Genomic DNA, 13,629 nt, shown 5'->3' on the forward strand with positions numbered 1-13,629 from the left:
ATCCATCAGACCCGCCTTGGTGGGAAAGCAGCACCGCCGGTGGTACCCGAATGCTCGATCGGCCGATTGGCGCCGACCACCCAACAATCGCTCGCTACCGGCGATTGGCCGCTGACCGCCCGGAGACAGGATTCGACTGGCATGTGCCTGACGATCGATCGCGTCCGCCGTGCACATCCCTGAGGCCCGTTTTTCGATCGATCGTCAAAAGAAGAACGGGGCAGGGGTAAAAACATGGATCAGCGCAAGAAGCGGTCGCCCAACGAAATCCGGCGTGCGTGGGAAGTCTGTCCGAACATTCCCGCGCGTGATTTCGCCGCCCAATTGGCCATTTCGGAAGCGGAACTGGTCGCGGCCCATTGCGGTTTCGGCGCGGCACGCATCGACCCGCGCGTCAATCACCTTCTGACGGGCCTCGAATTCGTGGGCGAAGTGACGGCGCTGACCCGCAATCAAGGTGCCGTGCACGAAAAGATTGGCGTCTTCAACAGAGTGATAACCGGCAACAATCACGCCATGGTCCTTGGTGACGAATTCGACCTTCGCGTCTTCCCGCAGGCTTGGAGGTATGGTTTCGCTGTTGAAAGGCGCCATCGCGGCGGAATCCAGCGCAGTTTGCAATTCTTCGACGCCGCCGGCGCAGCAGTGCATAAGGTGCATCTCAGGCCGGTCTCCAACCTTCATGCCTATCGAAAGCTGGTGGCCGAGCTCGTATCCGCCAACCAGGAGCCGACCATGTCGCTTAAGGCGAGAGTAGCCGACCTGGGCGCGAGGACTGCGGACTGGGCCGGCACGGTGGACGACCTACGCGAGTACTGGAGCCGGCTGACTGACGTCAACCTTCTAAAGACGCTCAAGCTCAGCCGCTGCCAGGCTTTGCGCATGGTCGGCCAGGATTACGCTTGGCTGCTCGACAATGCCGCAGTTGGCGCCGTGCTCCAGCGTGCGGCCGAAGACGAATTGCCGATCATGTGCTTCGTCGGCAACCGAGGTTCTATCCAGACCCATTCCGGCTTAATCAAGTCGGTCAAGCAGATCGGGCCGTGCATCCATGTGCTGGACGAAACGTTCCGGCTGCATCTCAGGACCCACCAAATCCGTGAGGTTTGGGCCGTGCGCAAGCCGACCAATGACAGTCACGTCACCTCGCTCGAAGCATATGGGTCCGACGGCAAGATCATCATCCAGTTGTTCGGTGCGCGCAAGGAAGGCGAACGCGAGCGCGACGACTGGCGGGTTCTGGCGGAAAACCTGCCTCGTTTCCCCGACAGCTACATGAGAAAAGACCGATCGTCGTCGGTGGGACGCCGGCGCCCATCTGCCTCCGCAGCCAGTAGCCGGGCATTGAAGCCGAGACCGGGGACACGATGACGCAATAAGCGCGCTGTATTATCGCAACGCGATGAGCAGGAAGCAATTTGGCGCTGCCCCATCGACCGCATGGTTACGACGAAGCCGCGGCCTTTGGGCCGAGCTCAGAGGTGACAATAGCGTGAACGCCGCCGACCGTCACTCCCCACCAGGCGGTCAGGTTTTGCGGTTCGGGCCGAGCAAAAATACTGTCAAGACAGCGAGGAACGTGGCAACCGCGCTGTAGACAAAGACACTGGCAATACCCGTGTGATCCACCAATAGGCCACCGCAAGTTGTGCCGGCTGCGATGGCCACTTGGAAGGTTATGACCATCAGTACACCAGCGCTCTCGGCCTGTTTCGGAGCGGCGCGTAGCACCATCCATGTCTGCAATCCGACCGGGACCGCGCCAAAAGCAAAGCCCCATACGGCAACTGCAATTGCCGAGGTCAAGGCCGATGCTCTCATGGTCAGGAGCGAGACAGCGGCTACGGCAATGAGCAGGGGCGGCAGGGCCGCGACCGCCTTGAGACTGTGTTTGGTGAGGAATGCGCCGGCTAAATTGCCGAAGACGCCGGCCGTGCCAAAAGCAAGGAACACGAGCGGGATTGACTTCTTGTCGAGCGCAGGAACGCTCTCGAGAAAGGCGCGGATGTAGGCGAAGCTGGCAAAATGGCCGGAAGCGACCAATAGCACGACTAGCACCGCAACCTTCATCGCCGGATTCTTCGCGACATCCAGCGGACTGCGGAATCTGCGCACTTCGATCGGAGGCAGTGGCGGAATGGTTACGAGTTGCACGAGCAGCGCAACGGCACTCACGATTGCGGCGACCTTGAACGAGGCTCGCCATCCCCAAATGTCACCGACATAAGCGCCGATTGGAGCCGCGCAGACGGAGGCGACAGAAACGCCGGTGAGGATGACCGACATGGCGCGCGGCATGAGGTGACTTGGAACCAGCCGCATCGCCAACGCTGCCGAAATTGACCAAAAACCACCAAGCGATATGCCAAGGACGACGCGTGCCGCCAGCAAAACCGGCAGCGACCCCGCAACCTCCGCCAGAACGTTCGACAGGATCAGCAGGAGCGTCATCGCCCAGATGACGACCCTGCGGTCCAGACGCTTTGTCACGATGGCGATTATCGGTGCCGAGATCGCCGCGACGATTGCGGCCGCTGTTAGCGCCTGTCCAGCCGTGCCCGTGGTGATACGGAGATCATGCGCGAGCGGTGTCAGAACGCTGGCGGGCAGAAACTCTGCCGTCACAAGCCCGAAGGTGCCGAAGGAAAGCGAAATGATGGCACCCCATGCAGGGCCAGAACGTTGATAGGGACTTTCTGGGTCAAGCCGATCTCGGTCGAACAAAGCCGCGTCCACTAAATCTGTCGCCGATTCGGTCATGAATGAGTTCTCCGGCTAGGAGCTGTTGCAGCAGGGGTGGCTACATCGCCGGGGATCAAAGCCGCGAGACCTTCCGGCGGCGGCCAGTCGGCATCAGTCGAGGCCTCGGAGCCCGACGCATCCGAGGCCTCATCGGAGGGCCGACGGACCCAACCGTCGACAATGCGGGAGAGTTCTCGGCGCGGTCGCATCGATCGCATTCGTCGAAGTGCGGTCTGTTCACTGCGAACCAAGCAAGCCGAACGCGGTGTCCTCGATCGAGGCCTTGATGGGGGGATGATCGACGATCTCTATATTGCTTTGAAGCAGGAAGTTCCGTCGCCATATGTGGTTATCCTGGCAGCCAGAATTGAGCGGTTGTCGCAAGCACCAAGGCGGTCGCAATGAGTGCAACGAGGCGGAAGTCTGATCGATGGCTGCGGTTCGATGGCCGCGCGATCGACAAAATTGAGGTGATGAGTTATCCCTTTTGAAGCCGTTGCTCCCAATTCTGGGATAAGGTAATTGCAGGCGGTCCCAGCAACGTCGGGCGGCCTTTTTGGTGATCGAATTCATGGGACGACACTCTCGGTCCGTGACGCATCTGCGAATGACTCCGCAAGTTCCGTGCCATCAACGACAAATCTGGCTCTGCTGAGCGGGTGGTGGAGGCACGAGCGTGGGCTATCCCAAGAGCTTGCCGCAAGGTTGTTCGAAGTTGAGGTGCCGGATAGACCGCAAATATGTCGGGCGGCCTGGGGTTGGCCAACACGAAGATGCGCAAGTTCAAAAGGACGAGCTGAACCCTTGCCGATATCCATCCGAGGCTGATCTGGAGAAGGTCAAGAACTGCGTCTTGAAGGCTTCCGCCGCACCGGCAAATGCTAAGCCAAGGTGCTGGGCAAGATGGACAGGGCCATCCAACCCGTCGACTGGACGCTCATTAATGGCGTCGGTGTGGCTCTGTAGCTGGCGAGAAAAACGCCCTGCTGAAAGACAAAAGCTCGTGTGGCCGGCTCTGAAGGACGGCCAATGAGGCATGCGAGGAGAGGCTATAGTCCATTCGTGTAGACTGATCTTGTCCTACGGAGGCGGCTAACCACCCCGCCAGACATCATCGAGGGGAGCGCCACTAGGCTCACCCCAAGTGTTGGTCGTTTCCACCTGGTGACCTCGGCCAAGTCACCAAGCCGCTTAGCGCAAGCTTTCGAACTGGATGCTCCCCGGGCACATGATCGGCTAGCGATCCCACCAGTTGAGTTGCTCCAAGTCGCTGTCTAGCATTCTACATTCTGTGTCCGACGCTGGACAAGAATGTTGCAATCCCGACCAGCAAGTCAGCGCAGGCGCCACCTGTTGCCCAGCAAACGGCAAGGATTATCGAAAGACGAATTCGGCACGGAGCTTGCACCGACGATTGCATGCAAATGCCGACAGCATCTCATGAACGGTCTCTCGATTCTGGCGCGGTTAAATCGCGGCCGGTTCCAGATCATGTCCCGCCCGAAATGGTGAGGGACTTCAACCTGTTTACGTCGCCCGGCATGTTGCCGACGGCTAACGGGGATCCGCATGCAGCGGTTGCTTGCGTTCATGCCGGGCCTCCGATCTTTTATTCAACCAGCAACACGCGCGACGGTCGGGGTACCTGGGTCATCACTCGCGCGAGCGACCAGCGCCGGGTGCTGCAGGACACCGAAACGTTTTCCAGCCATCGCAGCATCTTCGCCTCTGTGCTCGGCGAGAGCTGGCCGATGATCCCGCTTGAGCTCGATCCGCCATTCCACGGTGTTTTTCGCTCACTGCTCAATCCGCTGCTTTCGCCAAAGCGGGTAATGGCATTGGAGCCGGCTGTCCGGGAACGAGCGATCAAGCTGATCGACAGGATCGCCGCATCAGGCACGAGCTGCGACATCATGAAGGATTTTGCAGTTCCGTTCGCGGTCAATATCTTCCTTCGCTTTATTGGGCTTTCGGACAACGGACTAGAAACATTTGTCGGCTGGGCTAGAGATCTGCTCCACGGCGATAAGGAGCAACGACCACCCGCAGCCCGGACGATCGTGGCCTTCATCGACGAACTTGCCACCGAGCGCCGCAAGGAGCCGGTCGATGATTTCATGACCTTCATCGTGAAGGCAAAGGTCGAGGGTCGTCTGCTCAGTGACGAAGAAGTCCGTGGCATCGGCGTGCTTGTGTTCGTCGCGGGACTCGACACGGTCTCAGCAGCCATATGCTTCGACTTGGCCCATCTCGCGCGCAACCCCAAAGATCAGGAATTGCTACGAAGCGAACCTGACCGGATTGCCGTCGCTGCGGAAGAATTGCTGCGCGCCTATTCGACCATTCAGATGATCCGAGTGGCAACGAAGGATGTCGACTTCAAAGGCGCGCCGATCCGCAAGGGAGATTATGTTTCCTGTGCCACGATGATTGCCAATCGTGACCCGGCGGAATTCGAATGCCCGAATGAGATCGATCTGGCGCGCGAGGACAACCGGCACGCTGCCTTTGGCTATGGTCCCCATCGTTGTCTTGGCTCACACCTTGCCCGGCGGGAGATTGTCATTGGCCTGGAGGAGTGGCTGGCGCGCATCCCAGCCTTTCGGATCAAGACAGGGACTGAACCTATCACCTTCGGCGGCCATGTGTTCGGGATCGAGAATCTGATCCTGGAATGGTCCTGAAGTTTCAGCCAACGACATTGGAGTTCGCTATGCGTGTCGTCGTACATAAAGCCAGATGCCAGGGTCATGCGCGCTGCTGGGCGCGGGCGCCGAGAGTCTTCAAGCTTGATGACGCCGGCTACATCTTGCCCGGTGATATTGATGTTGCCGATGGGGAGCAACTGCTTGCCTCAAAAGGGGTACGAGCCTGCCCCGAACAAGCTCTGGAAGTTGACGAGCCCCCCGCTAACTCAGTTGTAGAGAGAGACACACGCAAAGTGCAGACTGGCATCGGGAAGGACAAAACAATCATACAATTCGCGACAGACCCTGTCGACCACGCGAAAATTACCGAACTGCGTGACCGAGAGGCGATCCGCAACTGCCTGTATCGGTACTGCCGCGGGATAGACCGCGCCGATGAGGCGGCGCTGCGTAGCGCATACTGGCCCGAAGCGTATGACAGGCACGGTCCCTATTGCGGACCGGCAGAGGACTTCATCCAATTTGCTCTCGGTCTGCCGGGGCACCGTAACATCCATCAAATCACGAACAGCCTGATCGACTTCATCAGTTCAGCAGAGGCCGCGGTCGAGAGCTATTTCACCGCGCTGCAACGCGGACCGGATACAGACCAAGAAATACGTCAGACGCTGCTTTGCGGCCGTTACTGCGATCTGTTTCAGAAGAGGCAGGACGAGTGGCGAATTGCGGAACGGACAGTCGTCTACGATTGGGTTGAGGAGCAAATCCCGCCAGCGATTCTTGAGGCAGATAGGTTCGGCCGGCGACAGCCGATTGGAGCACCACATCCAGACGATCCCATCTACCAGTTGCTCAAGGGTCACATCCCCACCGACCAAGATGGCGTCGAGGGTCCCCAACTGGGAGCTGCATAAGTGGGTAGGAATGGAGGATGAGCGCCCTACGGGAACGACATCTGTGTGGGGCCGCGACTGGCGGTCACTGCAACGATTTGGCTCGGCCCTTCATTCCGCCCAAGGTTGATGGGCTGAGATCACAAGCGGTCATCGTGGAGAAGCTCTCGTGAAACTGGCAGCACGCACCGTAATCATCACAGGCGCTGCGGGCGGGATCGGCCGTGCCCTGGTCGATATCCTTGCCGCGGACGGAGACACTGTAGTTGCGGTGGACCTTCCGGGCAGTGGTGTGGTTGAACTGGCTCGGGATCTCGGGTCGCCGCACGTCGGTCTGGAGTGCGATGTGTCGCGAGAGAAGGACATGCTCTCACTTTTCGGCCAGGTCGAAGCACGGTTCGCGCAAATCGATGTCCTCATCAACAATGCGGCGGTTGGACCCACGATGGATAGGATCATCGACACCGCTGTCGATACCTTCCGACGCGGCGTGACAGTGAACCTTATTGGGCCATTCGTTATGGCCCGGGAAGCGGCGCGGCGCATGAAGCCGGGCGGTGCGATCGTCAATGTGGCTTCGATGGCGGGCGTGGTCGGCAATCCCAGGCGCAACGCCTACGCAGCCTCGAAAGCTGGCGTGATCTCGTTGACAAAGTCCCTTGCATGCGAGTGGGCTATGCGAGGAATCCGCGTCACGGCGGTGGCGCCGGGCTCCGTCCGCACCCCAATGGTCACAGAACTGGCACGCGCTGGCAAAATGGACCTCGCGGCGATACGCCGCCGCGTGCCGATGGGGCGCTTGGCTCGCCCCGACGAGATCGCCAGGGTCGTGCGTTTTCTGAGCAGCACGCAGGCGCGCTACATCACCGGCTCGGTGCTGGCAGTCGACGGAGGCTGGATGTCATTCAACCAGCCGGGGGATGCTCACCCGCCGGTGGATGGTGCGCTCCAAGCCGAGCTCTCCTGTCCGGCCGAATGCACAGATGCGCGAATCGTGCTCGTCACCGGTGGCGCAAAAAGCATTGGCGCGGCCGTCGCTCGCCGCTTTGCCGCGAACGGCGACACCGTCGTGATTGCTGATAAAGATGGCACTGCAGCGGCAGAGCTGGCTACATCGCTCCCCGGCAAGCATCTGGCGAAATCGCTGGACGTGGCCGTCGAGAGCGATGTGGTGTCGATGTTCGAAGAACTGAGGGGACGCTTCGGGTATATCGATGTTCTGGTCAATAGTGCTGATACCGCCGACAGGATTGTGCCTGCGATCGAGCAACTGTCGAAACAGCTCGAACACGTCCTGGATGTCAACCTTACCGGCGCCTTCACCTGCGCGCGCGAAGCGATCAAGGCTATGCGCCCGGGCGGCGTGATCCTCAATCTCGGGTCGATCGACAGCTTTCTGCCGTTCGCGCCGCGCCATGCCTACGGCGCCTCCAAGGCGGGGATGGATATGCTGACCCGTTGCATGGCGGCCGAACTCGGGCCGGTCGGAATTCGGACAGCCACCGTCGCTCCTGGCCACATCCGCACGCCCGCACTTGCTCAGTTGGCCAAAGCCGGCCGCATCGACCTGACAGCAATCGGACGACGCATCCCCATGGGCAGGATGGGACGGCCAGAAGACGTCGCAGATGCATCGTTCTTCCTTGCTTCGTCTGACGCCTCATACATCAACGGCTCGATCCTCTACGTGGACGGCGGCTGGACCTCGTTCGGTGATGCGGGAAACGCCAGCGAGCTCTATGACGAATGTTTTGCGGAGGCCGCAGGTTAATTGCCAGGCCTTCGCAGGGCGACCGGCCGAGCATTATGAAGCCTCGGCTCCACGACGCACCTGAGGTGCTTGAGATCCAAGCATGCGCATGCCGAGCACATTCCCGGTCGGCTGACGTGTCTATAACGAGGAGAAATCATGGAATTTGCCACTTTCATTCTGGCCGCCCAGCGTGGCTATCACCAATCCTCAGAAAGCGTCATCCGCAACTCCATCGAACAGGCCGTCGCTTCGGAGCAGGCTGGGTTCAACACCGCGTGGTTTGCTGAGCACCACTTCAACAATTACAGCCTCATACCATCCCCGCTGATGATGGTGGCGCACTGCGGCGGCTTGACAAGCACGATTCGCCTGGGCACTGCCGTCTGCGTGCTGCCGCTTTACCAACCGCAGCGCCTGCTGTCCGAGATCGGCTTCGCCGACATCGTTGCGAACGGCCGTCTCGAGCTCGGCGTAGGCTTGGGATACCAGCAGTTCGAGTTCGAACGGTTCGGCGTGGACATCGATGAGGCGCCGGCCGTCTTTTCGGAATACCTGGACATCATTCTCAAGGGCCTCAACCAAAACGTCTTCGAACACGACGGCCAGTATGAGAAGATCCCCCCAACAGCGATTTCGGTCCGCACAGTCCAGCAGCCGACGCCGCCTATCTGGATCGCTGGCGGAGCCGCACGGATGGCTCGGGCCTACCGCGAGGGGCACAATTTTTTTGTCACAGCCTTCCACGACGGCTTAGAGACTTTGACCACACTGCGTGAATCAGTCGAGAGGGCGGCGGCATCCGAGGAAAAGAACGTCACCGACGTCAAGATATCGCTGCTGCGCTGCTGCTATGCCAGCCACGACGAGTTGGAGATCAACAGCTATCTCGACAATGCCCGCTTCCAGCGCCGGCTTTCTGAAGCCCTGCATCAGCGTCGCCAACAGAGCCACGATGGCTACCTGCTGCAGGAGACACCGACCCAGCAGGATCTGTCCTTCGAGACCATGCGCAAAAATTTGCCGATTGGCAGCGTAAATCGCGTGATTGATCGCCTGCTGGAAGAGATCGATATCTTGAAACCGGACCAGATCGCAGTTCAGACTCAATTGGGCGACTTCGACCAAAAGACGATGCTGCGCCAGATCGAGCTCTGGGGCGACAAGATCATCCCTGCGGTCAACAAGGCGCTTTGTCATGCCGGAAGCTGAAGCCGGCCGTTACGATGATGGCTGCCTATCCAGCGCGCAATGGCGTGGGTCCGAGCTAGGGAGGAGCTTCGATCAGCATGTGCTGCCCTGCGTACATTCACGTTCGCTTGAGGAGGTCCAGGCGGGCGAGGTGTTGGCGACGGAGGGGACAGGCCTTTCGTCTGTCGAATTGCGTGATGTCTTGGCCGCAACTTTCCCGTCTACCTCCAGCAGCGTATTCGCTTTGGAGGAGTTGAGCGAGCCCGAGCCGGAACTGGAAGAGGAACTGCTACGCCGGCTGCTGCTAGCGCATGCTGCGCCGGCCGACCCGGCGAGCGCCCGCTTGGCCAAGATCATCGCCCGGCGTGCGATGCGCATGGACCATCTTTGGCGGGATCTTGGCCTCTCAAATCGCGCTGAGCTCAGCCGCCTGCTTGCCAGACATTTTCCCGCGCTGGCGGCAGGCAACACAGAAAACATGAAATGGAAAAAGTACTTTTACCGCAAGCTGTGTGAGGCCGAAGGCTTTTCGTCATGCACAGCACCCAGTTGCGGGGAATGCCATGACTTCGAAAGCTGCTTCGGCCCGGAGGAAGTTGAGAGTCGCCTCTCGCCGACCACGAATGTCGGTTAGTCACTTCGCTTGATCGCAGCTGCGGACAAACGCTTATCGCGGCGCCGTCGTATGGAGGAAGGGATGTTCATCGCCTCGCGATATTTGGTGACGGTACGGCGAGCGACATCGATGCCGGTCTCCTTGAGTTGAGCAACGATGTCTTCGTCGGAATGTACCTTGTCGAGCGATTCTTCGGCTATGATTGCCTTGATCCGATGGCAGACAGCTTTGGCGGAGTGCGCATCGCCGCCCTCGCAGGATGCGATTGGCGCAGCGAAAAAATACTTCAGCTCGAACACCCCGCGCGGAGTCAACATGTACCTGTTCGAAGTCACCCGGCTTACCGTCGACTCGTGCATGCCGATCTCGTCAGCGACATTTTTGAGACAGAGAGGCCGCAGATGGGCGGCGCCGTGTGTAAAAAAGGCATCCTGCTGGCGCACGATTTCGGTCGCAACCTTAAGGATCGTCTTAGCGCGCTGCTTGAGACTGCTGATCAGCCAGTTCCCTTTTTCCTGGCAATTGTCGAGAAACGCTTTGCCTTCCGGATTTTGCTTGGTCAGCTGCGAGATTTCGGCGACATAGGTGTGGTTGATCAACACTTTGGGCAGCGTGGCCGGATCAAGCTCCACCCGCCATCCACCTTCGGACTTGGGCATTACCCAGACGTCCGGTACGATGGTTTCCGGCGTCCCGGACTGGAACCGGTCTCCAGGCTTGGGATCGAGCGCGCGGATTTCGTTCCTCATGTCGAGGAGATCCTCCTCGTCGACTCCGCAACGCTGCTTCAATCCCTGAAAATCCCCCCGTGCAAGCATCTCGAGATTGGCGACCAAAGCTGCCATAGCCGGGTCGAACCGGTCTTGCTGGCGCAGCTGAATCTCCAGGCATTCGCTGAGAGTTCGCGCAAAAATGCCCGGCGGATCAAATTGCTGCAAGATTCCGATGACCCGTTCCACATCAGCTTGCCGAACGTTTAACGTCCTGGCCAGATCGAAAAGGTTTACCTGAAGATAGCCAGTGTCCTCCAGATGAGCGGCGAGCTGTCCGGCAATCAGCCGCTCCTGGGGGGTGAACGGGTTGAGGGCGACCTGGCGGGCGACATGGTCGTGCAATGTTTCGGTGTGGGCGGTAAACTCCTCGACGGCAGGTCGATCGTTGCCGCTACTGCGTTGCGACTTCCATTGCCCGCGCCCGCCAGACGGCCCGCCAATGGGCGATTCGCCGATTTCGCTTCTGCTTTGACTGCTCCGCTGATCCACCCCTGGCAGCGGCGAATCGTCGTCAAACGGGTCAGGCTTCAAAACGGGGTTCTTCTCGAGTGCCTGCTGCACGAGCTGATGGAGTTCAGTATGCGTCAATCGCAGCAAGCGAATAGCTTCAATGGCTTGAGGCGATAAGACCATACGTTGCTTCTGGCGTTGAAGCAGGCTTGCTGAGAGATGCATGTTGAACCGTGATCTGCCGAGGAGGCTCTAGTGTGTGCTTGGGTTGTGTGAGACTTTCCACTTCTGGGTCATGCCGCCGCCTTCAATTTGTCGAGAACGTTTTGCGGGGATGAAACGCCATAGGGGTCCGTCTCGCAGTTGTCACAGAAGCCTTCCTCCTCGAACCACTGCTCCACCACGCCATCGTCGATCAGAGCGGCGTATCGCCAGGAGCGCATGCCAAAGCCCAGATTGTCCTTCGCGACCAGCATGCCCATTTTGCGCGTGAACTCGCCCGACCCGTCTGGGATCAGCTCGATCTTCTGCAGCCCCAAGGACTTTCCCCACGCATTCATGACGAAAGCATCGTTGACCGAGACGCAGTAGATCGCGTCAATTCGCAGTTCCAGAAATTGATCATAGAGTTTTTCGAAATCGGGCAGTTGGAAGGTCGAGCAGGTCGGGGTGAAGGCGCCAGGCAGCGAGAACAGGATGATGCGCTTGCCCCCGAAATAATCGTCGGAGGTCTTGTTCTCCCACTGATAAGGATTTGGCCCCCCGATCGACTCATCGCGAACACGCGTGCGAAAGGTCACGAGAGGAACGTTCTTTCTATAGGTCATTGATTTGCTTCCAGGCCAAAGTGGTACGGTGCATTTTTCGGTTAAACTGAAGCGGCATCGACTTCGGTCGACAGTTCCGGCAGCCTCGCGCCTTGGCGTGGTTGCCTCGGACCGGTCTTGTGCAAGACCGCCCCCGAGCAGGCACGTTTAACGGCGACGAGCTTCCGCGGAGACGGGGAATTTTGCTCGCGTGCTTTATCGAGCTTTGAGAGGTAGGCATGGTCTGCAACCGTGATTTTGACTGCGTTCTATCGACCGAGTCGCAAGCGCCATGCCAATTGACCCGATGCCTTGGGTTCACTTCGGTTTTTGCAGCAACTTTCGTGTTGTGCAGTAATGCCGGTCGATATTATTGCTCAAGCAGCACTGGAAATTGGGTGCGACTCCGTTCGGCAAACCCGGCCTTTGTCCGAAGCCGGACACGAATGTCGGAAATAGCCAAACGCCAGGATCTGGGGCGGGTTAAGAAACGTTGCCGTGGGCACCGGCTTCAGCACAATTGCGCCACGCGAGCATGGCTCCCAGCGTCAATGCCGTGCAGCAGCGAGACGAAGTCACTGCAGAATATCAACCTCTGCGAAGTCGTTGAAACCCAGCATGTGCGAGCCGTTCGAGGCGCAGATCAAGGCATGCTCGAGGAAGAGCTCGTGCTCTCGGCAGCAAGTGTTGCGACGTCTGACAAGGATCGTCGCGCTTCAAGGAAAAGAACCTGAATGGTGCACGGCTTGTGAAGGCCGGCGCATGGAAATGGCTGGGCTGATCATCCTCCATGAGGGTTGAATGAAGAGCTGGCCCCTATCTCCCTCAGCTGCAACGGGGGGAGATAGGGCATGTCCGTCTATCGCGCTGGGTAACATTCCTCGGTGATGCAATAAGGGGGAGCAATTTCTCATTTCGGCAGACACGACCCAGCTCTCCTTTCATGCGCTGATTCCCCCAGGGGAAATCGCGACTCCAGGCTTCCTATGCAGCGAATCGCGGTGCTGTCCGATGTCCGACAATGTCGGATGCGGATCGTAGCTGGGCTAGATCCGTCACTTTGCCTCGATGGTTTCCCACTGGCCTTATATCTGCTTCGCCCAAATGCGGCGACATAACCTGTGCGGCATCTGTGAATGGATCGACTTCAATCGAGACCTCGGAGGTCCCGATGCGCGAAGGGAGCTTGCCGATATGACGGCCACCATAGCGAACCACGGTCCGGACGACGAGGGGACTTGGATCGGCGGGCCTGCGGCGCTGGGACACCACCGCCTGGCAATCATCGATATCCAGGGCGGCCGCCAGCCGAGGATGCTCCAGGGGGATGGCCGACCTGACTTGGTGCTCGTCTACACGGGTGAGACTTACAACTACCGCGAGCTGCGTCAACAGCTGGCCGGCCTAGTCCATCGCATGAACACGAGCAGTGACACCGAGGTGGTGCTGCACCGCCCCCGCGAGTAGGGCTCTTCGGCGGGTACACTTTTTTCACGAAATCCGTGAATGTTTCTCGCGACATCATCCCGCAATCGGTGGTGCAGCGGGTGAAGAGCCCGTATCCGGCTATCCAGAATGCCGCCTACGACAAAATACTACGTACGCGGTTCACTGTGATGCTGGACGACCTAGTTGTGGAGCTTCAACAGGTTGTCCTCGATCAGGGCGAGGCGACTGATAGGCGTTTTTGACTTTAGGCTGCCATGTGGACGATGCCAATTGTATCTGTGCAGCCAGACAGGCAGTTCGGCGGCACGATG

10 protein-coding genes and 3 pseudogenes are annotated in these 13,629 nt (G+C 59.2%); 9 read left to right on the top strand and 4 right to left on the bottom strand.

Annotated features, from left to right (window positions below; translation table 11 throughout):
- Positions 1–183: hypothetical protein (locus EN925_RS40075; RefSeq protein ID WP_206632788.1), on the top strand; the 183-nt coding region annotated here is incomplete at its 5' end.
- 51 nt (positions 184–234) lie between these two features.
- A pseudogene (locus EN925_RS05455) lies at positions 235–1,266 on the top strand (ChuX/HutX family heme-like substrate-binding protein); the annotation flags it as partial.
- Positions 1,267–1,527: 261 nt separating this feature from the next.
- Here the strand turns inward: EN925_RS05455 and EN925_RS05460 are convergent.
- A complete protein-coding gene (locus EN925_RS05460) occupies positions 1,528–2,760 on the bottom strand; it encodes an MFS transporter (RefSeq protein WP_063169386.1) in 1,233 nt (410 codons plus the stop codon).
- A 1,487-nt stretch (positions 2,761–4,247) separates the two neighbouring features.
- Between EN925_RS05460 and EN925_RS05465 the strand changes: the two genes are divergently transcribed.
- From EN925_RS05465 to EN925_RS05485, 6 genes and pseudogenes are all read left to right on the top strand, one after another.
- On the top strand, positions 4,248–5,426 hold the full coding sequence (locus EN925_RS05465) for a cytochrome P450 (RefSeq protein WP_063169385.1): 1,179 nt from the start codon (positions 4,248–4,250) through the stop codon (positions 5,424–5,426).
- Between the two features lie 29 nt (positions 5,427–5,455).
- A pseudogene (locus tag EN925_RS40565) lies at positions 5,456–5,578 on the top strand (ferredoxin); the annotation flags it as partial.
- Between the two features lie 138 nt (positions 5,579–5,716).
- Positions 5,717–6,304 (top strand): nuclear transport factor 2 family protein, encoded by a 588-nt coding sequence (locus tag EN925_RS05470; protein WP_050580531.1) that lies wholly within the window; start codon positions 5,717–5,719, stop codon positions 6,302–6,304.
- A gap of 148 nt (positions 6,305–6,452) precedes the next feature.
- A complete protein-coding gene (locus EN925_RS05475) occupies positions 6,453–8,054 on the top strand; it encodes an SDR family oxidoreductase (protein ID WP_063169384.1) in 1,602 nt (533 codons plus the stop codon).
- A 138-nt stretch (positions 8,055–8,192) separates the two neighbouring features.
- Positions 8,193–9,245, top strand: coding sequence for an LLM class flavin-dependent oxidoreductase (locus EN925_RS05480; RefSeq protein WP_063169383.1), 1,053 nt, complete (start codon positions 8,193–8,195; stop codon positions 9,243–9,245).
- Positions 9,232–9,858: a nitrogen fixation protein NifQ gene (locus EN925_RS05485; RefSeq protein WP_063169382.1), complete on the top strand. Its 627-nt coding sequence runs from the start codon at positions 9,232–9,234 to the stop codon at positions 9,856–9,858. Before EN925_RS05480 ends, EN925_RS05485 begins: the two co-directional genes overlap by 14 nt.
- Here the strand turns inward: EN925_RS05485 and rpoN are convergent.
- Both rpoN and EN925_RS05495 read right to left on the bottom strand, forming a co-directional pair.
- Positions 9,855–11,288: an RNA polymerase factor sigma-54 gene (rpoN, locus tag EN925_RS05490; protein ID WP_063169381.1), complete on the bottom strand. Its 1,434-nt coding sequence runs from the start codon at positions 11,286–11,288 to the stop codon at positions 9,855–9,857. The two genes, EN925_RS05485 and rpoN, sit on opposite strands and share 4 nt — an antisense overlap.
- A gap of 68 nt (positions 11,289–11,356) precedes the next feature.
- Positions 11,357–11,890 (bottom strand): peroxiredoxin, encoded by a 534-nt coding sequence (locus tag EN925_RS05495; protein WP_063169380.1) that lies wholly within the window; start codon positions 11,888–11,890, stop codon positions 11,357–11,359.
- 1,173 nt (positions 11,891–13,063) lie between these two features.
- On the opposite strand from EN925_RS05495, the gene EN925_RS05500 reads away from it, so the two are divergent.
- Complete coding sequence (locus EN925_RS05500) at positions 13,064–13,336, top strand: hypothetical protein (RefSeq protein WP_199489650.1); 273 nt, start codon at positions 13,064–13,066, stop codon at positions 13,334–13,336.
- Between the two features lie 161 nt (positions 13,337–13,497).
- On the opposite strand, the pseudogene EN925_RS05505 reads toward EN925_RS05500, so the two are convergent.
- Positions 13,498–13,629 (bottom strand): annotated as a pseudogene (locus EN925_RS05505) (IS481 family transposase); the annotation flags it as partial.

Source organism: Mesorhizobium sp. M7A.F.Ca.US.006.04.2.1 (genome assembly GCF_004022915.1).
GTDB classification, from domain to species: Bacteria; Pseudomonadota; Alphaproteobacteria; order Rhizobiales; family Rhizobiaceae; genus Mesorhizobium; species Mesorhizobium ciceri.